This window comes from Faunimonas pinastri (assembly GCF_900110915.1).
Taxonomy (GTDB): domain Bacteria; phylum Pseudomonadota; class Alphaproteobacteria; order Rhizobiales; family Afifellaceae; genus Faunimonas; species Faunimonas pinastri.
Genome location: NZ_FOFG01000008.1, coordinates 125635 through 148425, shown reverse-complemented (window position 1 = coordinate 148425; position 22791 = coordinate 125635). Strand labels below are relative to the sequence as shown.

At 66.5% G+C, this 22791-nt stretch carries 20 protein-coding genes; 10 read left to right on the top strand and 10 right to left on the bottom strand.

The window, feature by feature from the left end:
- The first annotated feature begins 106 nt into the window (after nt 1-106).
- The 3 genes from glmU to BMY25_RS12090 all read left to right on the top strand — a co-directional run bounded on the left by glmU (nt 107) and on the right by BMY25_RS12090 (nt 4158).
- Nucleotides 107-1453 carry a bifunctional UDP-N-acetylglucosamine diphosphorylase/glucosamine-1-phosphate N-acetyltransferase GlmU gene (gene glmU, locus BMY25_RS12100; RefSeq protein ID WP_092496903.1) on the top strand — a complete coding sequence of 449 codons (1347 nt, stop codon included), beginning with the start codon at nt 107-109 and terminating at the stop codon, nt 1451-1453.
- A 74-nt stretch (nt 1454-1527) separates the two neighbouring features.
- Nucleotides 1528-3354, top strand: coding sequence for a glutamine--fructose-6-phosphate transaminase (isomerizing) (glmS, locus tag BMY25_RS12095; RefSeq protein ID WP_092496902.1), 1827 nt, complete (start codon nt 1528-1530; stop codon nt 3352-3354).
- A 63-nt stretch (nt 3355-3417) separates the two neighbouring features.
- On the top strand, nt 3418-4158 hold the full coding sequence (locus tag BMY25_RS12090) for a DUF502 domain-containing protein (protein ID WP_092496901.1): 741 nt from the start codon (nt 3418-3420) through the stop codon (nt 4156-4158).
- Here the strand turns inward: BMY25_RS12090 and recG are convergent.
- Nucleotides 4096-6195, bottom strand: coding sequence for an ATP-dependent DNA helicase RecG (gene recG / locus BMY25_RS12085; RefSeq protein ID WP_092496900.1), 2100 nt, complete (start codon nt 6193-6195; stop codon nt 4096-4098). The two genes, BMY25_RS12090 and recG, sit on opposite strands and share 63 nt — an antisense overlap.
- 117 nt (nt 6196-6312) lie before the next feature.
- Here recG and BMY25_RS12080 point away from each other — a divergent pair, with 117 nt between their 5' ends.
- Nucleotides 6313-6609 (top strand): FAD assembly factor SdhE, encoded by a 297-nt coding sequence (locus tag BMY25_RS12080; protein ID WP_092497011.1) that lies wholly within the window; start codon nt 6313-6315, stop codon nt 6607-6609.
- On the top strand, nt 6581-10123 hold the full coding sequence (gene mfd / locus BMY25_RS12075; RefSeq protein WP_092496899.1) for a transcription-repair coupling factor: 3543 nt from the start codon (nt 6581-6583) through the stop codon (nt 10121-10123). The genes BMY25_RS12080 and mfd overlap by 29 nt, the downstream gene beginning before the upstream one ends.
- An 18-nt stretch (nt 10124-10141) precedes the next feature.
- Here the strand turns inward: mfd and BMY25_RS12070 are convergent, their stop codons facing one another.
- Nucleotides 10142-10876: a cytochrome c biogenesis CcdA family protein gene (locus tag BMY25_RS12070; protein WP_092496898.1), complete on the bottom strand. Its 735-nt coding sequence runs from the start codon at nt 10874-10876 to the stop codon at nt 10142-10144.
- A gap of 225 nt (nt 10877-11101) precedes the next feature.
- On the opposite strand from BMY25_RS12070, the gene BMY25_RS12065 reads away from it, so the two are divergent.
- Both BMY25_RS12065 and BMY25_RS12060 read left to right on the top strand, forming a co-directional pair.
- Nucleotides 11102-11776, top strand: a complete 675-nt coding sequence (locus BMY25_RS12065) for a malonic semialdehyde reductase (protein WP_092496897.1) — start codon at nt 11102-11104, stop codon at nt 11774-11776.
- A 126-nt stretch (nt 11777-11902) separates the two neighbouring features.
- Nucleotides 11903-12208: a hypothetical protein gene (locus tag BMY25_RS12060; RefSeq protein ID WP_092496896.1), complete on the top strand. Its 306-nt coding sequence runs from the start codon at nt 11903-11905 to the stop codon at nt 12206-12208.
- Nucleotides 12209-12276: 68 nt separating this feature from the next.
- Here BMY25_RS12060 and BMY25_RS12055 read toward each other — a convergent pair whose 3' ends face one another.
- Nucleotides 12277-13527, bottom strand: a complete 1251-nt coding sequence (locus tag BMY25_RS12055) for a YeeE/YedE family protein (RefSeq protein WP_092496895.1) — start codon at nt 13525-13527, stop codon at nt 12277-12279.
- Nucleotides 13528-13631: 104 nt separating this feature from the next.
- Between BMY25_RS12055 and dusA the strand changes: the two genes are divergently transcribed.
- The gene (dusA, locus tag BMY25_RS12050) at nt 13632-14633 is read left to right on the top strand and encodes a tRNA dihydrouridine(20/20a) synthase DusA (protein WP_092496894.1); all 1002 of its coding nucleotides are present in this window, start codon (nt 13632-13634) and stop codon (nt 14631-14633) included.
- Between the two features lie 78 nt (nt 14634-14711).
- On the opposite strand, the gene BMY25_RS12045 is transcribed toward dusA, so the two are convergent.
- Together BMY25_RS12045 and BMY25_RS12040 are read right to left on the bottom strand one after the other, a co-directional pair.
- The gene (locus BMY25_RS12045; RefSeq protein WP_092496893.1) at nt 14712-15131 is read right to left on the bottom strand and encodes a PRC-barrel domain-containing protein; all 420 of its coding nucleotides are present in this window, start codon (nt 15129-15131) and stop codon (nt 14712-14714) included.
- A 75-nt stretch (nt 15132-15206) separates the two neighbouring features.
- Nucleotides 15207-16004 (bottom strand): adenosylcobinamide-GDP ribazoletransferase, encoded by a 798-nt coding sequence (locus tag BMY25_RS12040; protein ID WP_092496892.1) that lies wholly within the window; start codon nt 16002-16004, stop codon nt 15207-15209.
- 99 nt (nt 16005-16103) lie between these two features.
- Between BMY25_RS12040 and cobT the strand changes: the two genes are divergently transcribed.
- Nucleotides 16104-17153, top strand: coding sequence for a nicotinate-nucleotide--dimethylbenzimidazole phosphoribosyltransferase (gene cobT, locus BMY25_RS12035; protein WP_092496891.1), 1050 nt, complete (start codon nt 16104-16106; stop codon nt 17151-17153).
- A 15-nt stretch (nt 17154-17168) separates the two neighbouring features.
- Here the strand turns inward: cobT and BMY25_RS12030 are convergent, their stop codons facing one another.
- Complete coding sequence (locus tag BMY25_RS12030; protein WP_092497010.1) at nt 17169-18656, bottom strand: sensor histidine kinase; 1488 nt, start codon at nt 18654-18656, stop codon at nt 17169-17171.
- A gap of 296 nt (nt 18657-18952) precedes the next feature.
- Between BMY25_RS12030 and BMY25_RS12025 the strand changes: the two genes are divergently transcribed.
- On the top strand, nt 18953-19441 hold the full coding sequence (locus BMY25_RS12025) for an Lrp/AsnC family transcriptional regulator (RefSeq protein WP_092496890.1): 489 nt from the start codon (nt 18953-18955) through the stop codon (nt 19439-19441).
- A 36-nt stretch (nt 19442-19477) separates the two neighbouring features.
- Here the strand turns inward: BMY25_RS12025 and BMY25_RS12020 are convergent, their stop codons facing one another.
- From BMY25_RS12020 to BMY25_RS12005, 4 genes are all read right to left on the bottom strand, one after another.
- On the bottom strand, nt 19478-20350 hold the full coding sequence (locus BMY25_RS12020) for an NAD(P)-dependent oxidoreductase (protein WP_092496889.1): 873 nt from the start codon (nt 20348-20350) through the stop codon (nt 19478-19480).
- A gap of 16 nt (nt 20351-20366) precedes the next feature.
- Nucleotides 20367-21131 (bottom strand): ABC transporter permease, encoded by a 765-nt coding sequence (locus BMY25_RS12015; protein WP_092496888.1) that lies wholly within the window; start codon nt 21129-21131, stop codon nt 20367-20369.
- Nucleotides 21131-21868: an ABC transporter permease gene (locus BMY25_RS12010; protein ID WP_092496887.1), complete on the bottom strand. Its 738-nt coding sequence runs from the start codon at nt 21866-21868 to the stop codon at nt 21131-21133. The genes BMY25_RS12015 and BMY25_RS12010 overlap by 1 nt, the downstream gene beginning before the upstream one ends.
- A gap of 82 nt (nt 21869-21950) precedes the next feature.
- The gene (locus BMY25_RS12005) at nt 21951-22733 is read right to left on the bottom strand and encodes an ABC transporter substrate-binding protein (RefSeq protein WP_092496886.1); all 783 of its coding nucleotides are present in this window, start codon (nt 22731-22733) and stop codon (nt 21951-21953) included.
- Between the last annotated feature and the right edge of the window lie 58 nt (nt 22734-22791).

Below are 22791 nucleotides of genomic sequence, written 5' to 3'. Positions count from 1 at the left end.
CGGAAGATAGGCTTTCGGCAGCCCGGCGCAGGTTCTATACGCTGGACAGCGATTCACCGCGGGTTGGGCGAGCCCGCGAACAAAGCCAGAGGAGCAGGGTGCCGGTATGCGTGAGAGTCTAGCCGTGGTTCTGGCTGCCGGCGAGGGAACGAGAATGCGCTCGGCCCTGCCCAAGGTGCTGCACCGGATCGGGCACCTGCCGATGGTGGGGCACGTGCTCAAGACGCTCGGCAGCGCGGGCATCGACCGGTTGGCGGTCGTCGTCGGGCCCAATCACGGTGCGGTCCGCGCCGCCGTGGGCGAGCTGGCGCCCCATGCTTCCATCCACATGCAGGAACAGCGGCTCGGGACGGCACACGCGGTGCTCGCCGCCCGGCCGGAACTCGAACATGCGACCGACGACGTCCTGGTCGTCTACGGCGATACCCCGTTCGTCACGCCCGAGGCGATCGCGCATCTGCGGGCCGGACTGGCCGAAGGCGCGTCCGTCGTGGTCGCCGGCTTCCGGCCCGAGAGCCCGAAGGGCTACGGCCGCCTCGTCATGGAAGGCGAGCGTCTCCTCGCCATTCGTGAGGAAAAGGACGCGAGCGAGGCGGAGCGGCAGATCACGCTTTGCAATGCCGGCATGATGGCCTTTCGCGGCGACGTCGCGCTGGCGATTCTCGACGCGATCGGCAGCGACAACGCGCAGAAGGAATTCTACCTGACCGACGCGGTGGAGGTGGCGAACGATCGAGGACTTCGGGTGGACGTGGCGGAGATCGCCGCCGACGAGGTCTTCGGTATCAACGACCGGGTCCAGCTTGCCGGCGCCGAGCAACTCTTCCAGGCGCAGCGTCGCCGCGCCGCGATGGTGGAAGGCGCGACGCTGATCGCACCGGAAACCGTGTTCTTCGCGCATGACACTGTGCTCGGCCGCGACGTGACGATCGAGCCCAACGTCGTCTTCGGGCCGGGCGTCACCGTGGCGGACAATGTCGTCATCCGTGCGTTCAGCCATATCGAAGGCGCGCAGGTCGCTTCCGGCGCGACGGTGGGGCCGTTCGCGCGGCTGCGTCCCGGCGCGGAGATCGGGGAGGGTGCCCATATCGGCAACTTCGTGGAGATTAAGGCCGCCACGGTCGAGACCGGGGCCAAGGTCAACCACCTCACCTATATCGGCGACGCGCGGGTCGGAGCGAAGAGCAATATCGGCGCCGGCACTGTCACCTGCAATTATGATGGCGTGAACAAATTCCGCACCGACATCGGCGCGAACGCCTTCATCGGCTCCAATTCCTCGCTGGTCGCCCCCATCGCCATCGGCGACGGCGCCTATGTCGCTTCCGGCAGCGTGCTGACCGAGGACGTGGAAGCCGATGCGCTGGCGTTCGGCCGGGCGCGGCAGGTGGCGAAGCCCGGCCGGGCGGCGGTTCTCCGCGAAGCGCAGAAAGATCGCCGCAAGCCGACATAATCGGAAACCGTCTTTGATTTTAACAGGCTGTTTGCGTCGGCTAGGCAGGATCGGGTTTTCAGGAGAGCGGATCGATGTGCGGCATTGTCGGAATTCTCGGGCGTGAACCCGTCGCGCCGCTCATCGTCGATGCGCTGAAGCGGCTGGAATATCGCGGCTACGATTCCGCCGGCGTCGCGACGCTGGAGGCGGGAGAACTCACCCGCCGCCGCGCGCAGGGCAAGCTGGTAAACCTGGAAGCCCGGCTTCGCTCCGAGCCGCTGTCGGGCCTTTCCGGCATCGGGCACACCCGCTGGGCGACGCACGGCAAGCCGACGGAAGCGAACGCGCATCCGCATGCGACCGACCGAGTGGCAGTCGTTCACAACGGCATCATCGAGAACTATCAGGCGCTCCGCGCCGAGATCCGCGCCGCCGGCCGCACGCTCTCCAGCGAGACGGACACGGAGGTGATCGTCCATCTCATCACCATGGCGCTGGATCGCGGAATGAAGCCGGTGCAGGCAATGAGCGAGACGCTCACCAAGCTGCAGGGCGCCTTCGCGCTGGCGGTCCTCTTTGCCGGAGAGGACGACATGCTCGTGGCGGCCCGGCGTGGCAGCCCGCTGGCGATCGGCCACGGCGACGGCGAGATGTTCCTGGGCTCCGACGCCATCGCGCTCGCGCCCTTCACCAATTCCATCACCTATCTGGAAGACGGCGACTGGGCCGTCGTGACACGCCGGTCCGTGCAGATCTTCGACGAGGCCGGCACGCTCGTCAGCCGTCCGATGACGCGGTCGGTCGCGGCGAGCCTGACGGTGGACAAGGGCAACCACCGGCATTTCATGCTCAAGGAGATCTACGAGCAGCCGGAAGTGATCTCCCATACCTTCGGGCATTATCTCGATTTCGCGGAGAGCCGGGCCGAGCTGCCGGAAGGCGCCGGGATCGACTTCACGACGGTCGAGCGGCTTTCCGTCTCCGCGTGCGGCACGGCCTATTACGCCGGGCTGATCGGCAAATACTGGTTCGAGCGGCTGGCGCGCATGCCGGTCGAGATCGATGTGGCCTCCGAATTCCGGTATCGCGAGATGCCGCTGAAGCCGGGTGGCCTTTCGCTGTTCATCTCCCAGTCCGGCGAGACGGCGGACACGCTGGCATCGCTGCGCTACTGCCGGCAGGCGGGCCAGCGGATCGCGGCCATCGTCAACGTGCCGACCTCCACAATCGCGCGAGAGGCCGACTTCGTGCTGCCGACCATGGCCGGGCCGGAAATCGGCGTCGCCTCCACCAAGGCTTTCACCTGCCAACTCTCGGTTCTCTTCTCGCTCGCGATCGCCGCCGGCCGCCAGCGCGGCTTCCTCTCCGAAGCGGACGAGCGGCGACTGGTGCAGGCCGCCGTGGAACTGCCGCGCCTGGCCGCCCATGCGCTGAAGCTCGAAGGCCGGATCGAGCGTCTGGCCAAGGAACTCTCCAAGGCCAAGGACGTGCTTTACCTCGGCCGCGGCACCAGCTTCCCGCTGGCGCTGGAAGGCGCGCTAAAGCTCAAGGAGATCTCCTACATCCATGCCGAGGGATACGCCGCCGGCGAGCTGAAGCACGGCCCCATCGCGCTGATCGACGAGACGCTGCCGGTGATCGTGATTGCGCCGTTTGACGCGCTTTTCGAGAAGACCGTCTCCAACATGCAGGAAGTCGCGGCGCGCGGCGGCCGGATCATCCTGATCACCGACGAGAAGGGTGCCGCGCACGCCTCGCTGGAAACGATGGAAACGCTGGTCCTGCCGGATGTCGCGCCGGAAATCGCGCCGCTGGTCTATTCCATTCCCGTGCAGCTGATCGCCTATCACACGGCTGTGTTCATGGGGACCGACGTCGACCAGCCGCGCAATCTGGCCAAGTCCGTCACGGTGGAATAGGCTTCCCCCTGAGGCGCTTCGCCGCAGCCGGTCCGGCTGCGACCTCGCCCGATGGGAGACCGAATGGATCTGGATGAACTAAGAAAGCAGGTCGCGCCGCCACCCCGGCGATCCTGGCTCCGGATCCGCCTGCGCAACTATTTCCTGACCGGCATCATCGTCGCCGCGCCGATCGGGATCACCTTCTATCTGACCTGGGCCTTCGTGCACTGGGTCGACGTGCGGGTGAAGCCGCTGATCCCGCGCGCCTACAATCCCGATAATTACCTGCCGTTCTCGGTGCCCGGCGTCGGCGTGATCGTCGCCGTCCTGATGCTGACGCTGCTGGGCTTCCTGACCGCCAACCTCGTCGGGCGTTCGGTCGTCTTCTACGGGGAATTCCTGCTCGACCGTACCCCGCTGGTGCGCAACGTCTACCGGGCGCTGAAGCAGCTCTTCCAGACGGTGCTGTCGGAGTCAGGGCGCTCGTTCCAGAAGGCGGGGCTGATCGAGTATCCGCGGCGCGGCGTCTGGCGGCTGGTGTTCGTTTCCACCGAGACGGATGGCGAGATCGCGCACCGCCTGCCGAAGGACGAGGACTTCATCACCGTCTTCGTGCCGAACACGCCGAACCTCACGACCGGCATGGTGCATTTCGTCCGCCGCAGCGAACTGACCATTCTTGACATGACGATAGAGGAGGCGGCGAAGCTGACGATCTCCGCCGGCCTCGTCACGCCGGAATGGCAGGGGCCGACCTCTTCAGCCCGCCCGCATGAGACGCACGGCATCGTCGCGGCCGAAGAGATAAAGGAGCAGGCGTAAGGGCTCCGCGCGCGGGCTGGTGAAATCCGGGTCGCGGCTGAGCGCCAGCTTCGCCTCGTCGCGGGCGAGCGGCAGCAGGTCGCCATGCAGCTCCGCCTGCGCGATGCGGAAACCGGGCATGCCGGATTGCCGCGTGCCCAGCACGTCGCCTTCGCCACGCAGCTTGAGATCCTCCTCGGCGATGCGGAAACCGTCCTCCGTCTCGCGCATGACGGTCAATCGAGCCCTCGCCACTTCGCCCAGCGGTGTCTTGAAGAGCAGGAGGCAGGTGGATGGCTTGGTTCCGCGTCCGACGCGGCCGCGAAGCTGGTGGAGTTGGGCCAAGCCGAAGCGTTCGGCATGCTCGATCACCATGATCGTGGCATCCGGCACGTCGACGCCGACTTCGATGACGGTCGTTGCCACGAGCACGCGCACGTCGCCTGAGCGGAAGCTCTGCATCACGGCCTCCTTCTCCGCCGCGCCCATCTTGCCGTGGACGAGGCCGACAACAGGACCGAAGACCTGCTGCAGCGTGACGAACCGTTCCTCGGCGGCGGCGACGTCCAGCACCTCCGATTCTGCCACGAGCGGGCAGACCCAGTAGGCCTTGTCGCCGGACGCGATGGCGCTGCCGATCCGGGCGACCACTTCGTCCAGCCGGTCCAGAGAGACGGTGCGCGTGTCGATCGGCTGCCGCCCCGCCGGCTTTTCCGTCAGCTTGGACACATCCATGTCGCCGAAATAGGAAAGCACCAGCGTGCGCGGGATCGGCGTCGCCGTCATCACCAGCATGTCCGGCGTTTCGCCCTTCGACGTCAGCGCGAGACGCTGGTGCACGCCGAAGCGATGCTGCTCGTCCACCACGACGAGGCCGAGATCGTGGAACTCGACGCTCGCCTGGAAGAGAGCGTGGGTTCCGACGACGATCTGGATCTCGCCGGACGCGATGGAGGCCAGCGTCGCGTTGCGCTCGCTCGCCTTGTCGCGACCGGTGAGGAGCGCCGAGCGTAGCCCGGCCGCCTCCGCCATCCGGCTGATCGTGGCATAGTGCTGGCGGGCAAGGAGGTCGGTCGGCGCCATCAGTGCGGATTGGGCGCCGGCTTCGGCCACATCGGCCATGGCGAGCATGGCGACCAGCGTCTTGCCCGCGCCGACGTCGCCCTGCAGCAGTCGCAGCATACGGTCTTCGGAGGCCAGGTCCGTCTCGATCTCGCCGATGGCTTCGGTCTGCGAGCGGGTTGGCGAAAAGGGCAGGGCGGCCAGCACGCGATCGCGGACCTGGCCGGTGAAGCTCCAGGAACGGCCGCGTCCGCGCTTCACCGATCCTCTGACAAGCGCCAGCGCGATCTGGTTGGCGACGAGTTCGTCGAAGGCGAGGCGCTGCCACGCGATTTCCGCTTCCTTTTCTCCGGCCAGCGGATCGGCACGGTGCACCAGTGTCATCGCGTCGCCGAAAGGCGGCCAGTCGCGGCTGGAAAGCACGTCGGCGGATAGCCATTCCGGCAGGGTCGGGAGCTTGTCCAGCGCGCCGCCGACCGCCTTGCGCACAATCTTGGGAAAGAGGCCGGCGGTAAGGCCGTAGACCGGCTCGATCTCCGGCAGGTCCTCGGCCCGCTCGGGGGAGACGATGTAATCGGGATGCGGCATTTGCGGCCGCATGTCGAACCATTCGAGGCGGCCGCTCACGATGCGCCGCTCGCCGATGGGAAGCGTCTTCTTGAGCCAGTCCGGCCGGGGATTGAAATAGATCAGCTGCAGCGCCGCGCCGCCGTCGGAAAGAATGATCCGCCACGGCGCGCGCGATCCGGGCGGCGGCATGTCGTAGCGCTCCACCGTGCCTTCGACTGTGACCACGCCCGCCTGCGGCAGTTCGAAGAGACGAGGACGCGCCCGGCGGTCGATGATTCCCGTCGGCAGGTGGAACAGCACGTCGCGCACCGTCGCCGCCTCGATGCCGACGCCCACCGCGCGCGCCAGCAGCGGCTCGACCTTCGGGCCGACGCCCGGCAGCGTCTTCAACGGGGCAAACAGCGGATCGAGGAGAAAAGGGCGCATGGACGCTCAACTTTGTAGAGGAGAAGCCGCCTTGTCTTGCCCGGCCTCCGCCCGATCTATAGGGAAAGGCGGAGCCAAGCCAAGGGCTTCCACCATTATCTCAACGCAAGGCAGGCCATGACCGGAACGCAGCGAACAAGCGAGGGGCTGGACCCGCGCCGTCGTCGGGTGCTCATTCGCTCGTGGCGGCGGGGCATGCGCGAGATGGATCTGCTGCTCGGCGGCTTCGCCGATGACCGAATCGCCGATCTTACCGATGCCGAGCTCGACGACTTCGAAGCCTTGATGGAGGCGCCCGACGGCGATCTCCTGGACTGGTTCACCGGCAAGGTTGACGTGCCAGAGACCTACGACACCCAAGTTTACCGGGACATTTTCGCTTTCCATGCCCGCAAAGCCGATCAGACTCACTAAGGATACGCCCAACCCGATCGCCGATCTGGGCGATCTGTTCCGGCGACACGATTCCGTGGCGCTTGGCGGCGTGCCGGATGGGCTGGAAGGCCGCATCCTGGCCGAACTCGCGCGAGGGCAGAAGACGATCCTCTTCGTCGCCCGCGATGCGCGCCGCCTGCAACTGGTGGAGCAGGGGCTTTCCTTCTTCGCGCCCGCGATTCGGACGCTGAGCTTTCCCGCGTGGGACTGTCTGCCCTACGATCGCGTCTCGCCGACGACGGATATCTCCGCCCGGCGCATGAGCACGCTTTACCGGCTGGCGTCGAAGGACCTGCCGGACGCGCCGACGGTGATCTTGACGACGGCCAATGCCGCCATCCAGAAGATCCCGGACCGCGAGAGCGTGCTGGCGCGCGCCTGGGGGGCCAAGTCCGGCTCGGTCGTGAAGATGGACCAGCTGGTCAAGTGGCTGGAATCCAACGGCTACGAGCGCACGCCCACGGTGCGCGACATCAGCGAATATGCCGTGCGCGGTGGCATCGTCGATCTGTTCCCGCCGGGGCTGGCCAATCCCTTCCGCCTCGATTTCTTCGGCGACACGCTGGAGACGATTCGCCCCTTCGATCCCGCGACGCAGCGCACCACCGGCCAGATCCCGCGGCTCGAACTCGTGCCCGCCAGCGAGGCGATCCTCACCGAGGAGACGATCAGCCGCTTCCGCCAGAATTACCGCGCCGCATTCGGAGCCGTGACCGGCCTCGATCCGCTATACGAGGCGATCAGCGAAGGCCGCCGCTTTGCCGGGCAGGAGCACTGGCTGCCCTTCTTCTACGAGCGGCTGGAAATGCTGTTCGACTATTTGCCGGACGTGCCCGTCGTGGTGGATCACCTCGTCGCGGAGGCGCTGAAGGAGCGGCTGGGCGAAGTGGAGGACCATTACCGGTCGCGCCGCGAAGCCATGGGGCAGGGCGGCGTCACCGGTGCCGCCCCCTACAAGCCGGTGCAGCCGGAAAGCCTCTATTTCACGGAAGATAGCTGGCGTTCCACGCTGGCCGACATCCGCCACGCCGTGCTCAGTCCGTTTGCGCAGCCGGAAGGCGCCAATGGCACCAATATCGACATCGGCGGCCGCACCGGTCGCTCCTTCGCGGCGGAACGCGCGCAGGAAGACGTCAACGTCTTCGATACGCTGGTCTCGCATCTGGCCGACCTTCGCCGGCAGGAAAAGCGGATCGTGCTTGCCGCATGGAGCGAGGGCGCGCGCGACCGCCTGGGCCAGGTGCTGCTCGACCACGGCATGGGGCAGCTCCGCCCGGTGGAAAGCTTCGCCGACGTTCAGGGCCTGCCGCAGGGCTCCACCGCTCTGGCCGTCCTGCCGCTGGAATCCGGATTCGAGATGCCGGACCTCGCCGTCATCGGCGATCAGGACGTGCTCGGCGACCGGCTCGTGCGCAATACGCGGCGCAAGAAAAAGGCGTCGGACGCGCTGAAGGAGGCGTCGAGCCTCAACGCCGACGATCTCGTGGTCCACGTCGACCACGGCATCGGCCGCTTCGTCGGGCTGCGTACGATCCAGGCCGCCGGCGCGCCGCATGACTGCCTCGAACTCGTCTATGCCGGCAACGACCGCTTGTTCCTGCCGGTGGAGAACATCGAGCTCCTGACCCGCTACGGGCAGGAGGGGACAGAGGCCGATCTGGACAAGCTAGGCGGCGTCGGCTGGCAGAACCGCAAGGCGAAGCTGAAGAAGCGCATCCGCGACATGGCGGACGCGCTGATCAAGACCGCCGCCGCGCGCCTCCTGAAGACCGCGCCCGAACTGCCGCCGCCCTCCGGGCTCTATGACGAATTCGCCGCGCGCTTCCCCTATGACGAAACGGACGACCAGATGTCGGCGATCGACGCCGCGCTGGACGATCTCGTTTCCGGCCGACCGATGGATCGCCTCGTCTGCGGCGATGTCGGCTTCGGCAAGACGGAAGTGGCGCTTCGTGCTGCTTTCGTCGCCGCCATGAACGGCAAGCAGGTGGCGGTCGTCGTGCCGACGACCTTGCTCGCCCGCCAGCACTTCCGCACCTTTACCGAGCGCTTCCGCGGCCTGCCGCTGAAGATCGAGCAGGCTTCGCGTCTCGCCGGCACGGCCGGTCTGGCGCGCACCAAGAAGGGTCTGACCGACGGCACGGTCGATATCGTGGTCGGCACGCACGCGCTGCTCGGCAAGGCCATCGAGTTCCGCGACCTCGGCCTTCTCATCATCGACGAGGAGCAGCACTTCGGCGTCAAGCACAAGGAGCGGCTGAAGGATCTCCGGGCGGACGTCCACGTCCTGACGCTTTCCGCGACGCCGATCCCGCGCACCCTGCAACTGGCGCTGACGGGCGTGCGCGATCTCTCCATGATCGCAACCCCGCCGGTCGATCGCCTCGCCGTGCGGACGTTCATCTCGCCGTTCGATCCGATGATCGTGCGCGAGGCGCTGATGCGCGAGCGTGTGCGCGGCGGACAATCGTTCTATGTGGTGCCGCGCGTCTCCGATCTGGCGGACGTGAAGAAGTTCCTGGACGAGAACGTGCCGGAAGCTCGCGTCGCGGTCGCGCACGGCCAGATGGCGCCGGGCGATCTCGACGACATTATGAACGCCTTCTACGAGGGGCAGTACGACATCCTGCTGGCGACCACGATCGTGGAATCCGGCCTCGATATCCCACGCGCCAACACGCTGATCGTCCACCGCGCCGATATGTTCGGGCTGGCGCAGCTCTACCAGATCCGTGGCCGCATCGGCCGGTCGAAGACGCGCGGCTATGCGCTCTTCACCGTTTCCGCCAACATCCCGATGACTCCCGGCGCGGAGCGTCGGCTCAAGGTGCTGCAGTCGCTGGATACTCTGGGTGCCGGCTTCCAGCTCGCCAGCCACGACCTCGATATTCGCGGCGCGGGCAACCTTCTCGGCGAGGAGCAGTCCGGCCAGATCAAGGAAGTCGGCTACGAGCTTTACCAGCAGATGCTGGAAGAGGCGGTTGCCAGCCTGAAGTCCGGCGAGGACGAGCAGATCGCCGACGATCGCTGGTCGCCGCAGATCACGCTGGGCACCGCCGTCATGATCCCGGAAAGCTACATCCCGGATCTGCAGCTTCGGATGAGCCTCTACCGTCGTCTGGCCGATCTCGACGACGCGGCCGCCATCGATTCCTTCGGGGCTGAGATGATCGACCGCTTCGGTCCGCTGCCGGACGAGGTGGAGCACTTGCTCAAGGTCGTCTACGTCAAGGCGCTCTGCCGCCGTGCCAATGTGGAGAAGGTGGATGCCGGGCCGAAGGGCGTGGTCGTCGCGTTCCGCAAGAACGAGTTCGCCAATCCGGCGGGGCTCGTTCGCTATATCGGCGAGCAGGGCACCATGGCGAAGCTTCGCCCGGATCAGCGCATCGTCTTCATCCGAGACTGGAAGACCGGCGACGATCGGCTCAAGGGTGTCGCGACGGTGCTCACGCGGCTGGTGCGGCTGGCGGAGAACAACCCGAAGGCCGCCTGAGCGGTCTTCATCGGGTTCTCAGCCGACCTTCGCAAGTGCCGGGAACCACTCCAGAAGCCAGTAGGAAAAGGTGCTCATCTCGCCCGTCATGAAGAGGATGCCGGTGAGCACCAGCAGGCCGCCCATGACGCGCTCCACCTGATGCAGATGCCGCCGGAAGCGGGAGGCCCACCGCAGGAACAGCGGCGAGAAGGCCGCCGCGATCAGGAACGGCACGCCGAGGCCCAGCGAGTAGACGAGGAGCAGCATGGCGCCGCGCGCGACGGTCTGCTCCGAGCCGGCCACGAACAGGATCGCCGCCAGCACAGGGCCGACGCAGGGGGTCCAGCCGAAGGCGAAGGCGAGGCCCATGAGATAGGCGCCGAGCACGCCCGGCGGCTTGCGCTGCACCTGCACCCGCGCCTCCCGATAAAGGAAGGCGATGCGGAAGACGCCGAGAAAGTGCAGGCCCATGACGATGATCACGGCGCCGGCGACCAAGCCGAGAATGTCGAGGTGGCGCGCCACGGTCTGGCCGATTGCGGTCGCCGTCGCGCCCAGCAACACGAACACGGTCGCAAAGCCCAGGATGAAGCCGACGGCCGAGAGCACGACACGGCGCGCGGTGCGCGTATTGGGTCCGCTTTGCTCCAGTTCCTCGACCGACACGCCGGCGAGGTAGCAGAGATAGGGCGGGACGATCGGCAGCACGCAGGGGGAAACGAAGGAGAGCAGGCCTGCCGCGAAGGCGCCGAAGACGGAAACGTTCAGCATGAAGACAAGAACTCCGGACCTGCTGCGGGCGCTCGTGGCGGGGCGGCCCGAAACGCGTTCCAACCTTCCTTAGCGCCGACGCGCGGCGGGCGCTACGGTCCGCGCATGTGACCGTTTCCTCCACAGGGACAATACGTCCACCGATATCGTCTACTTTGAATTTGAAGGAACCCTCGCCCGAGTCTAGCGTCGGTTACACCTAGGGTGTTGCCGAAAGAATCGAAGATGACGCTGCAAGTTGCCGAAAATACTGACATCGAGCTTGAGCACCGCAAGGCGCGCGAGGCCATCCTGCGCGTTCGCCACGAGGTTGCCTCGGCCGATCCCGACACGCTGCGCATGCTCTTCACCGAAGCGCGCACGCATAATGGCTGGCTGGACCGGCCGGTGACCGACGAGCAGCTTCATCAGGTTTACGAACTCGCGAAGTTCGGCCCCACCGCGCTGAACCTCCAGTCTCTTCGCATCCGTTTCCTGCGCTCGGCCGAGGCCAAGGAAAAGCTCCGGCCCGCTCTGTCGCCGAACAATGTAGACAAGACCATGTCGGCCCCGGTCGTCGCGATCTTCGCCTCCGATACGGAATTCTGGCGTCATTTCCCCAAGACCTTCCCGCATAATCCGGCGGTGGCCGGCCTTTTCAGCGACAACCAGGAGGCTGCCGTCGGAACCGCGACGATGAACGCGACGCTGCAGATCGCCTACTTCATCATCGCGGCGCGCGCCGTGGGGCTGGACTGCGGTCCGATGGGCGGTTTCGACAAGGCGAAGGTGGACGAGGCCTTCTTTGCCGGTACCACGCATCGTTCGCTGCTGGTCTGCAATCTCGGCTTTGGCGATCCGGAAAAGGTCTTCCGCCGTCTCCCGCGGCTGGACTTCGACGAGGTCGCCGAGGTCCTCTGAGAACCCGAGCCAGCCCCGCGCGGAGCTGATCGATCGACACGAATATGCGGGTCCGCCGGACCCGCCGCATGGAACCCGCAGAACCCTCCGAAGATTGTTCTCCCCGAAAGAAGCGGGAGATTCGGAATGAAACGACAGGTTTTCGGGATGCTTGTGGCCGCGACCGGCCTCGTCGCAATGACGGCGGGCGCCGGCGTCGCGGTCGCGCAGACGAGTTCCACCACGACCGTCACGACGGACGCACCGCCGCCTCCGCCGCCGCCGGGCACGACGACCGTGATCACCACGGAGCAGCCGGCCCCGCCGCCTCCGCCGGCCGTTGGCATGACCTGCAACGTGAACGGTCACACCTACAAGCTGCCGCGCCCCTCCGCGATCGGCGGCCCCTGCATCGCCGAGACCGGCGAGCCGGGCCGGGTCATCGAACCCTGATCCGACGAACCGCCGAAAAGGAAAGGGCGCCCGAGGGCGCCCTTTTTCGTAGCCGATCGCGGTCTGGCTCAGGCTTCCGCGTGCGATGCCGCAGGACGGATGCGCTCGACTTCCAGTCCGAAGAAGGGCCTGATCCAGGTGCCCACGATATTGCCGATGAAGGCGAAGACGAGCCACAGCCAGCCATGCAGGCTGGAGGACACGATGCCGGAGAAGTATGCGCCGATATTGCAGCCATACGCGAGCCGGGCGCCATAGCCGAGCAGCAGGCCACCGAAGATCGCAGCGACGATCTGCCGGGCCGGGATACGCCAGACCGGGGCGAAGCGGCCGGCAAGACCGGCGGCGAGCAAAGCGCCGAAGATGATCCCGAGATCCATTACGGAGGTCACGTCGTTGAAGATGCTGCTGTGCAGGGCGGCGGCGGCGCCCGGCTTCGACCAGTAGCCCCAGCTTTCCGGCGCGAAACCGATATGGCCGGCGATCTTGGAGCCCCACAGCGCGAAGGCGGAGGTGACGCCCCACGGCTTGCCGGCGATGGCGAGCGTGGCGAAGTTCAGGAGGGCGAGCGCCACCGCGCCCGAGACGACCGGCCACGGACCGGAGAAGAAGCGGGCGAGGCCCCGACGCGGGGACGGATTCTGCTGGATCAGCTGGCCGTGCCGTCGACGCTCGGCCACGACGGTGACCACCGCGATCGCCGCGAACAGGACGAGGCTGAAGGCGAGCGCCGGCCAGGCGCCCCAGCTCTTCACCAGCGAGACGGCGGGCAGCGCGGGCAGGGAGCTCCACCAGGGCAGGTGATAGGCGCCGACCGCCGATCCCACGATGAAGGCCGCGAGCGTGACGATCATGCGGGTCGAGCCGCCGCCCACCGTGTAGAGCGTGCCGGAGGCGCAGCCGCCGCCCATCTGCATGCCGACGCCGAAGAGGAAGGAGCCGACGATCACGGAGACGCTGAGGGGCGATACGTTGCCGGCAACCGGATGGCCGAACAGCGTACCCGCGCCGAGCGCCGGGAAGAAGAGCAGAGAGCCGACCGCCAGCATCACCATCTGCGCGCGCAGGCCCGCGCCGCGCCGGTCCGCGATGAAGACGCGCCAGGCGGAGGTGAAGCCGAAGCTCGCGTGGTAGAGGACAAGACCCAGCGCGCCGCCGAGAATGTAGAGCGCGCTCTGGCGACCGTTGAAGCCGGCATAGAGGTAGACGGCGCCGGCCACCAGCACCAGAAGCGCGAAGACCACGACGGACGGTTCGATCGAAAGCGGCGACGCTGGCCGGCGGGCCGCCAGCACGGAGCTGTCGTTTGCAACTGACATGATGACCTGAGAGTGGAACGAATGAATTCAGTAGCCTAGATAAGGGCGCGCCGACTGTTTCGGAACGAACAGCGTTCCACATCCCCGCTCCGCATGAGAAAGAAATGCCTCGTTATCCCGCGCACAAGCTAGCCGTTGCTCCGATGATGGACTGGACCGACAGGCACTGCCGGTTCTTTCATCGCGGGCTGACGCGCGAGGCCTTGCTCTACTCCGAAATGGTGACGGCCGAGGCGATCCTGCATGGCGATCGCGAGCGCCTGCTGGGCTTCTCGCCGAAGGAGCAGCCCGTCGCGTTGCAACTCGGCGGCTCCGATCCCGCCAAGCTCTCGGTGGCGGCGAAGGCAGGCGAGGCGTTCGGCTACAGCGAAATCAACCTGAATGTCGGCTGCCCGTCGGACCGGGTGAAGTCGGGTTCCTTCGGCGCCTGCCTGATGCAATCGCCGGATCTTGTCGCCGAGTGCGTCGGCGCGATGAAGGCGGCGGTCGACGTGCCGGTGACGGTGAAATGCCGGATCGGCGTGGACGACCAGGATCCCGAGGAGGCGCTGGACCGGCTGGCGGATGCGGTGCTGGCCTCCGGTGCCGATGCGCTCTGGGTGCACGCGCGCAAGGCGTGGCTGCAGGGCCTCTCGCCGAAGGAGAACCGGGAAATCCCGCCGCTCGATTACGAGCGTGTCTATCGCCTCAAGGCGCGGCTGCCGCATGTCTTCGTCGGCATCAACGGTGGCATTGCGGATCTGGATCAGGCGGAAGCGCATCTCCGGCATGTCGACGGCGTCATGCTTGGCCGCGCCGCCTATCACAATCCAGCCCTGCTCGCCGAAATCGACCGGCGCATCTATGGGGCCGCGGAGGCTGACGCGGATGTGTTCGCGGCGGCGGAGCGGATGATCCCTTACGTGGAGCGGCATATGCGGGCGGGCGGTCGGGTCGCCAACGTCACGCGGCACATGCTGGGCCTTTTCCAGGGGCGGCCGGGCGCGCGCCGCTGGCGTCAGATCCTCACGGTGGACGGCGCCAGGGGCGATTCCGGCCCGGAGGTCATCGAGGCGGGGCTGCGGGCCATCGCGCCGGCGGCCGAAGAGGGCGAATGCGCCGCCTGAAACGGAAACGGCAGCCCGGAGGCTGCCGCTTCGATCAGATCCAGCCGACCTTAGGCCGCCGACCTTAGCCCGCCGACCTTAGAAGGTCGGGTAGGGAATGCCGTAATAACGGTAGAGCTCGTCGTTATAGACCTTGTCCGTCCAGTTCGGCTCCTCGCCGGCGGGATAGCGGGGCGCGTTGTCGAGCTGGTCCGGGTCGATGTTGACGACATAGCCGCCGAGCCGCGTGTCGTAGGTCAGAGCTTCCCACGGCACCGGCCGGTAATCCTCGCCGATGCCGAGGAAGCCGCCGAACGACATAACCGCATAGGCCACGCGGCCATTGAACTTGTTCAGCATGATCGTACGGATCGTGCCGATCTGGTCGCCCTCGCGGTTGTAGACGGCGGTGCCCTCCACCTTGTCGGCCGCGATCAGGTTGGACGTCTCGTCCGTGCTGATCGGCTCGTTCGTGCCCGGAACGTTGCTGCCCGGATTGGGGGTGAGTTCGGTCGGCATGCCTGCCTCCTTCTGTTTTCCTCGCGGAATTAACGGACCAGCGGCGGGGTCCGTTCCGTTCGTCCGAGGCTCCGCTCAGCCGCCGAAAAGGGCCGGCCAGAACGTCGCGAGCCCGGCAAACAGCAGCGCCTCGGCAATCTGCTGGCTGGCCCCGATCGTATCGCCGCTATGCCCGGCGATCTGGTGGCGGCAGAGCGAGGTGAAGCCCGCGACACCCGCCGCCAGCAGTGCCAAGCCGAGAATGGCGCTGAGGCCGAAGATCGCGAGCAGGGGGATCGCGGCAACGATGCCGAAGCCCGTGGCGATGACGACGGAGGCGCGGTCCGGTACTCCGGCGGCGACCGCCAGCCCGTCATCGCGGGCCGGCGGCAGGGCGCGCCAGTGCCAGATCGCGGCGGCGCGGGAGATGGCGGCGACGCAGAGGAGCGCGACGGCGCCTTCCCAGAAGACGAGGGAAAGGCTGGCAAGGCCGGCCACCCGGATCAGGCCGGTGAAGAACAGCGCCAGCGCGCCGTAGCTGCCGATTCGGCTGTCGCGCATGATCTCCAGCTTGCGCCCGCGCGTGCGGCCGCCGCCGAAGCCGTCGGCACAATCGGAAAGTCCGTCCTCGTGCAAGCCGCCGCCGAGCCCGGCCGTGGCCGCCAGCGTCAGGGCGGCCGCGATCGTCGGCACCATGTGCGCGGAGCGGAGCAGCAGCAGGAGCAGCGCCGGAACGATCGCCAGAATTACCCCGGCCAGCGGCCAGGCGCCGATGCTGGTGCCCAGATCGAACGGCCGATCGTGCTCCGTCCGGATCGGCAGGCGGGAGAAAAAGGAAAGGCAGGCCCGGACATCGCCCGGGAGCCGGAAGAGGCGGCTTGTCGTCTCGCGCATCTGGCCAAACCCCGAAATCACGTCAAAAAGGACTTGGGTCCGGGCCGGCTCCGCCTATAACGGGCCGAAATCCGAAAGCTTCCCAGTACTGGACCTAACATGGCCTTCTCGGCATCCGGCTTGCCCTTCGACGATATCCGCAACCTTTTCGACGAGATGCCCGGGCCGGACGAGCATGCCGCCGAGGATATCCGCGAGCGCGAGGCGCAGCTGACCAAGCCGGCCGGCAGCCTCGGCCAGCTGGAAAGCCTGGCGGAATGGATGGGCACCTGGCAGGGCCGCAGCCGTCCGACCGTGACCCGGCCGCTGATCGCCGTCTTTGCCGCGTCGCATGGCATCGCCGCGCGTGGCGTCTCGGCCTTTCCGCCGGAGGTGACGCATCAGATGGTGCAGAACTTCGCCAGCGGCGGGGCGGCGGTCAACCAGCTCTGCACGACCTACGAGCTCGGCCTGAAGGTGTTCGAGCTCGCGCTCGACTATCCCACCGGCGACATCGTCGAGACCGACGCTATGGACGAGAAGGGCTGCGCGGCCACCATCGCCTACGGGATGGAAGCGATTTCCGGCGGCATCGATCTCGTCGGGCTGGGCGAGATGGGCATCGGGAACACGGCCGTCGCCGCCGCGATCTTCCACGCTCTCTACGGCGGCGAGGCTGCCGACTGGGTCGGGCGTGGCACCGGCGTCGACGATGCCGGGCTGACGCGCAAGGCCGAGGCCGTTGCCGCCGCGGTGGGCCGCATCGGCAGCACTCGCGACCCGCTGGAAATCCTCCGGCGGCTGGGCGGGCGCGAGATCGCGGCCATGGTCGGCACCATCATCGCGGGCCGGATGGAGCGCGTTCCCGTCATCGTGGACGGTTTCGTGACGACCGCCGCCGCCGCCATCGTCCATGCGATGCGGCCCGATGCGATCGACCATTGCCTTTTCGCCCATTGCTCGGCGGAAGCGGCGCATGGCGCGGTCCTTCAGCGTCTTGGCCGCAAGCCGCTGCTGGATCTCGGCCTGCGCCTCGGCGAGGGCACGGGCGCGGCGATCGCTGCCAGCATCGTCCGGGCGGCGGTCGCGACCCATGCGGGCATGGCGACCTTCGGAGACGCGGGCGTCGCGGAAAAGGGCAGCGAGCCCCGGCCTCCTACGACTCACTGAGGTCGGCGGAACCGCTCAGGCGCTCATGCGAAGCCGGTTCGGCCGCTTGGGCTCCTCCCGGCGAGCCGGGCGCGCGACGGCCGGCGCGAAGGGCGACACCACGCGCTTGGCGGGCAAGGTAACGATAGCTTCGGTGCCGACGCCCAGCTGGCTGCGCAGCGTGAAGTTGCCGCCATGCAGGTCCACCAGGGCCTGCACGATCGGAATGCCCAGCCCGGTTCCCTGCTCGGCATTCTTGATCGAGACGGAACTCTGGCCGAAGGCGGAGAGGACGACGGGGATCTCGTTCTCTGGGATGCCCGGCCCGTTGTCGCGGACGGAGATATATTGGCCGCCCGCCTGCGTGCGCCCGACCTTCACCGTGATCTCGCCATCCGTCGGGGTGAACTTCAACGCGTTGGACATCAGGTTCAGCACGATCTGCCGGATCGCCTGCTCGTCCACCACGATCTTCGGCATGGCCCGGTCGTAGACCTCGAGGACGCGGATGTTCTTGTTGCGGGCGTGCAGTTCCAGCAGCGAATGCGCGTCGCGTGTGACGGCGACGAGCGAGATGAGCTCTTCATTCAACTCGCGCTTGCCGGCCTCGATGCGCGACAGATCCAGGATCTCGTTGATGATCTTCAGCAGGTGCTGGCCGCTGTTGTGAATGTCGTCGAGATAATCCTGATAGGCCGCGTTGCCGACGGGGCCGAGCATCTCGCTCCGCATCAGTTCGGAGAAGCCGAGGATCGCGTTCAGCGGCGTGCGCAGCTCGTGGCTCATGGTCGCCAGGAACTGCGATTTGGCGTTGTTGGACGCTTCCGCCCGCCGCCGGGCTTCCTCCGAGACGGCCTTCGACTGCTCCAGCTCGGCGAAGAGCGCGTCCTTTTCCGCGCGATAGGAGAGTGTCTGAACATGCTGGCTATAGAGATGGCTGCTCAGGTGCAGGAACAGGATCTCGGCGCCGAGCGTGCAGAGCGCGATCATGACGTTGAAGAAATTAGGGTCGATCATGTGCGCCAGCGCCATGCAGAGCGTGATCGGCAAGGTGGCGGCGACCGCAGCGGCGGGAATCGTGGAGGAGAGCAGGGCACCGATCGCCAGTACGACGATCACGGCCGCCAGACGCACGATCTCCAGGCCGCCAGCCATCTGCATGCTGGCGCTTTGCGGGATCAGGAGGGGAAAGGCCGCCCAGCAGAGGCCGTAGGCGAGATCGCGGCGCACGAAGCGCCGCCGGGCATCCGCAACGTCCTTGCTGTCGGGCAGTTCGCGCAGCAACCGGCGGCATCCCTGCAGCGCGTAGGCGTGGGTGAGCAGCATCACCGTTGCCCAGACGAGCGCCGTGCGCGGATTGCCGAGCAGGCCGATCGCCACGCCCATCACGAGGATCAGCGCGGGAATGATCAGCGCGGAGGATTGCCGGTCGGTCGCAAACTGCGCGGCCATCTCCTGCTCGAAATGAAACAGGCCGTTGCGGGGATGATCGAGGACGCGCACGTCGCCGATCAGGGCGCGCATGATCATCCGACGGCGAACCGTCCGGGAGGAAAACTCAGCGCGGGGGAGCGGGGGATGGTCCTGCTCTGGAATCATCGCGGGTCCTGCCGGTTGAACCGGTTTTCTAAGCCGGGAAGTCTTAATATTCGCGCATCCCCCATGGTTAAGCATTCGCATCGCCTGCTGTAATCGGAGCGGCATCGGGGTTTGTGGCGCCGGAGAAAGTCCGGGAAGAGGCAAGTCGAAGAGCGGCAGAACTTGACGGATTTGCGGCGCCGTCGCAGAGAAACCGCTTCAAACGGTTTGAAAGTACCCCGATGGATCGCCTCGATCGCATGATCCTCACCATCCTCCAGGAGGATACGACTATCCCCGTCGCGGAGATCGGCCGGCGCGTCGGCCTTTCCACCACGCCCTGCTGGCGGCGCATCCAGAAGATGGAGGAGGACGGCGTGATCAAGCGGCGGGTCGCCGTTCTCGATCCCGCCAAGGTCAACGCCAAGGTGACGGTGTTCGTCTCCATCGTAACGAACCAGCACAACGAGGACTGGCTGACCCGCTTCGCCCGGATCATCTCGGAATTTCCGGAGGTGGTCGATTTCTACCGGATGAGCGGCAACATCGACTACCTGCTCAAGGTCGTGGTGCCCGACATCGAGGCATACGACACCTTCTACAAGAAGCTCGTCTCGCGCATCGACATCACCGACGTGTCATCGGCTTTCGCCATGGAGCGCATCAAGGAAGCGACGGCGCTGCCGTTGTCCTACATGCAACTCGACGCGGTCGCGAAAGCCAGCAAGTAGGAAGAGAGGGCGCCCCGGGAAGGCGCCCTTTCGCTGTCAGCCGTTGCCGAGCCGCTTCAGGAGGCTCGACGTATCCCAGCGACCGCCGCCCATGGCCTGCACGTCGCCATAGAACTGGTCCACGAGCGCCGTCAGCGGCAGGGTCGAGCCGTTGCGCCGCGCCTCATCCAGCACGATCGCAAGATCCTTGCGCATCCAGTTCACCGCGAAGCCGTGCTCGTATTCGCCACGGATCATGGTCTTGTGGCGATTCTCCATCTGCCAGGACTGCGCCGCGCCCTTGGAGATCACCTCCACGACCTTCTCCAAATCGAGGCCGGCGGTCTGGCCGAAATGAATGGCCTCCGACAGGCCCTGAACGATCCCGGCGATGCAGATCTGGTTCATCATCTTGGTGAGCTGGCCGGCCCCTGCCTCGCCCATCAGGCCAATCTTGCGGGCATAGGCCTCCATCACCGGCTCGGCCTTCGCGAAAACCGCTTCCTCGCCGCCGACCATCACCGTGAGCACGCCGTTCTCGGCGCCTGCCTGGCCGCCGGAGACGGGCGCATCGAGGAAATGGAAGCCACCCTTCCTCGCCGCTGCGTCCAGTTCGCGCGCGAGTGCGGCGCTGGCCGTCGTGTGGTCCACGAAGACCGCCCCGGCCTTCATCCTCGAGAAGGCGCCGCCTTCCGCCGTGGTAACGGAGCGGACGTCGTCGTCATTGCCGACGCAGCAGAAGACGAAATCGCAGCCCTCGGCTGCCTCGCGCGGCGTCGGAGCCGAGCGGCCGCCGAATTCGGATACCCATTTTTCCGCCTTCGCGGTGGTGCGGTTATAGACGGTGACGTCGTGCCCGCCCTTTTTCGCGAGGTGGCCGGCCATGGGGTAGCCCATGACGCCGAGCCCGATAAAGGCGACTTTGGCCAAATCCTGCTCCTGTACTTCAGTGTGTCGCGGGACCCGCTTGCGTGACCGCGCGCTCCACGTGCTCGGTCCGGTCGCTGCGGCGGAGGTAGCGCGTCAGCCGCGCTTCCAGCCGGTCCCAGATCCGCCGCAGGATTTCTACCAGTACGAGGTAGAGCACCGCGGCATAAAGATAGACGCGCATGTCGAAGGAGCGGGCAAAGCCCAGCCGCGTCTCGCCCATGATGTCGAAAACGGTGACGACGCTGGCGACCGCCGATCCCTTGATCATCAGGATCACCTCGTTGCCGAGCGGGCGAAGCGCCACGACCGCCGCCTGCGGCAGGATCACTCTCCAGAAAGCCACGCTCCGGGAAATGCCGAGGGCATAGGCGGCTTCGTGCTGCCCGCGTGCGACGGAGCGGATCGCGCCGCGATAGATCTCCGCCTGATAGCCGGCGGTGTTCAGCGTCAGCGACAGGGCGGCGCAGTTGAAGGCGTCGCGGAAGAACCACCAGAGGTCGATCGATTGCAGGGCCGGGCGGAACTGGCCGGCGCCGTAATAAATCAGAAAGAGCTGCGCCAGGAGCGGCGTGCCGCGAAAGAACTGGACGTAGCAGAGGGAAAGTCCCCGCAGGAGCCGGCTTTTGGAGAGCCGGGCCAGCGCCAGGGGCAGCGCCAGCGCGATGCCGCAGCAGATTGAAATCAGCACCAGTTCGATGGTGATCTGCAATCCGTGCAGAAGCCGCGGGCCATACTGGACCAGGAGGTCCGTTCCGATGAAGGCTTGGAGCCAGGCGAGCATCAGGCGAGCGCCCCGCGCTCGTTCGTGCGCCGCCCCTGTCCCCGTTCCGCCCAGCGCTCTATGGCGACGATGCCGAACGTCGAGATGATCGACATCACGAGATAGAGCAGGCAGGCGACGAGATAGAAGGGGAAGGGCTGCTTGGTCACATGCACGGCCAGCGACGTCTGGCGGAGAAGGTCGGCCAGCGCGATCACGGAAACCAGCGACGTATCCTTCAGGAGGTTGAGCCAGAGATTGGCAAGGCCCGGAAGCGCCAGCCGCAGCAGCTGGGGAACGATGACCAGCAACATCGTCTGCGTCCGGTTCAGCCCGATCGCGTGGGCTCCTTCCCACTGGCCGCGCGTGATGCCCTGGAAAGCGGAGGCGAAGACCTCGCTGGCATAGGCCGCGAAGACGAGGCCCAGCGCGATCATGCCGGCGAGGAAGGCGCTCGCCTGGATCTGCACGTCGGAGGAGATCAGGCCCACGAGCTTCTGCACGACGAGCTGGCCGCCGTAATAGATCAGGAAGAGGGTGAGGAGTTCGGGCAGGCCGCGGAAGACGGTGGCGTAGATGCTGGCGAGGCCATGCACCCAGCGGCTTTTCGAGCGCTTCATGAGCGCGACGCCGAAGCCGACCAGCAGGCCGAACGGAAGCGTCGCCAGCGCCAGCCGGATCGTCAGCCAGGCACCGGCCAGGATCTCGTCGCCCCAGCCGGTCGTTCCGTAGGAAAAAAGCTTCAGAAGGTCAGCCATGCGGCCCGAATTCCCCAATCATCGGCATGGCGGCCCTTTTCCGGAGGACAAAGGGAGGCGGCGAACCGCCTCCCGGACGACCTTATTTGTCCCCGTAGATGGAGAACGGGAAGTACTTGGCGTTGATCTTGGCGTAGGTGCCGTCGGCGCGAATTTCGGCCAGCGCCTTGTTGACCTTGTCCTTGAGGCCTTCGTCATCCTTGCGGAAGGCGATGCCGATGCCGTCGCCGACGTATTTTTGCTCGGTCACGTCCTTGCCGACGAAGTCGCAGCACTTGCCGGCATCCGTCTGCAGCCACTGATAGGCAACGAACTTGTCGGCGACCGCGACGTCGAGGCGGCCGTTGCCGAGCTCGAGATTGGCCTCGTCCTGCGTCGGATAAAGCTTCACGTCGGACTTGCCGTAGAGGTCCTGCAGGTAGTTGGCGCTGATCGTGGAGCTCTGCGTGCCGATCGTCTTGCCGGCGAGCGAGGCGGGCGAGATGTCGGTGAGCTTCGCGTCCTTCGGAGCCATGAAGGCGATCGGCGAGGTGTAGTACTTGTCGGAGAACGAGACGATCTTCTTGCGCTCGTCGGTGATCGACATGGAGGAGAGAACGGCGTCGAACTTGTTGGCCTGGAGCGCCGGGATGATGCCGTCCCAGTCCTGCACGACCCACTCGCACTGCACCTTCATCTTGTCGCAAAGGGCGTTGCCGATATCGATGTCGAAGCCGACGAGCTTGCCGTCGGCCGAGGTCTGGTTGAAGGGCGGGTAGGCGCCTTCCGTCCCGAAGCGAACCTTGGTCCAGTCCTTGGCGCTGGCCACCCCGGTGGCAAGCACCATGGCGGCGGCGGCGAGAGCGAGGCTCCTGAAAAACGACATTCGACATCCCCTTTGGTGTCGCGGGCTTTTCGTCGGGCCCACGCGTTGCCGCAATTTC

Coding starts and splice junctions, on each gene's coding strand:
- BMY25_RS12010 (WP_092496887.1), bottom strand. CDS start 21,868: ATGGCTGACCTTCTGAAGCTTTTTTCCTACGGAACGACCGGCTGGGGC.
- BMY25_RS12080 (WP_092497011.1), top strand. CDS start 6,313: ATGACCGGAACGCAGCGAACAAGCGAGGGGCTGGACCCGCGCCGTCGT.
- BMY25_RS12045 (WP_092496893.1), bottom strand. CDS start 15,131: ATGCCGACCGAACTCACCCCCAATCCGGGCAGCAACGTTCCGGGCACG.
- BMY25_RS12040 (WP_092496892.1), bottom strand. CDS start 16,004: ATGCGCGAGACGACAAGCCGCCTCTTCCGGCTCCCGGGCGATGTCCGG.
- glmS (WP_092496902.1), top strand. CDS start 1,528: ATGTGCGGCATTGTCGGAATTCTCGGGCGTGAACCCGTCGCGCCGCTC.
- BMY25_RS12055 (WP_092496895.1), bottom strand. CDS start 13,527: ATGTCAGTTGCAAACGACAGCTCCGTGCTGGCGGCCCGCCGGCCAGCG.
- BMY25_RS12005 (WP_092496886.1), bottom strand. CDS start 22,733: ATGTCGTTTTTCAGGAGCCTCGCTCTCGCCGCCGCCGCCATGGTGCTT.
- BMY25_RS12065 (WP_092496897.1), top strand. CDS start 11,102: ATGACGCTGCAAGTTGCCGAAAATACTGACATCGAGCTTGAGCACCGC.
- BMY25_RS12090 (WP_092496901.1), top strand. CDS start 3,418: ATGGATCTGGATGAACTAAGAAAGCAGGTCGCGCCGCCACCCCGGCGA.
- recG (WP_092496900.1), bottom strand. CDS start 6,195: ATGCGCCCTTTTCTCCTCGATCCGCTGTTTGCCCCGTTGAAGACGCTG.
- BMY25_RS12025 (WP_092496890.1), top strand. CDS start 18,953: ATGGATCGCCTCGATCGCATGATCCTCACCATCCTCCAGGAGGATACG.
- mfd (WP_092496899.1), top strand. CDS start 6,581: ATGCCCGCAAAGCCGATCAGACTCACTAAGGATACGCCCAACCCGATC.
- dusA (WP_092496894.1), top strand. CDS start 13,632: ATGCCTCGTTATCCCGCGCACAAGCTAGCCGTTGCTCCGATGATGGAC.
- BMY25_RS12015 (WP_092496888.1), bottom strand. CDS start 21,131: ATGCTCGCCTGGCTCCAAGCCTTCATCGGAACGGACCTCCTGGTCCAG.
- BMY25_RS12070 (WP_092496898.1), bottom strand. CDS start 10,876: ATGCTGAACGTTTCCGTCTTCGGCGCCTTCGCGGCAGGCCTGCTCTCC.
- BMY25_RS12030 (WP_092497010.1), bottom strand. CDS start 18,656: ATGCGCGCCCTGATCGGCGACGTGCGCGTCCTCGATCATCCCCGCAAC.
- glmU (WP_092496903.1), top strand. CDS start 107: ATGCGTGAGAGTCTAGCCGTGGTTCTGGCTGCCGGCGAGGGAACGAGA.
- cobT (WP_092496891.1), top strand. CDS start 16,104: ATGGCCTTCTCGGCATCCGGCTTGCCCTTCGACGATATCCGCAACCTT.
- BMY25_RS12060 (WP_092496896.1), top strand. CDS start 11,903: ATGAAACGACAGGTTTTCGGGATGCTTGTGGCCGCGACCGGCCTCGTC.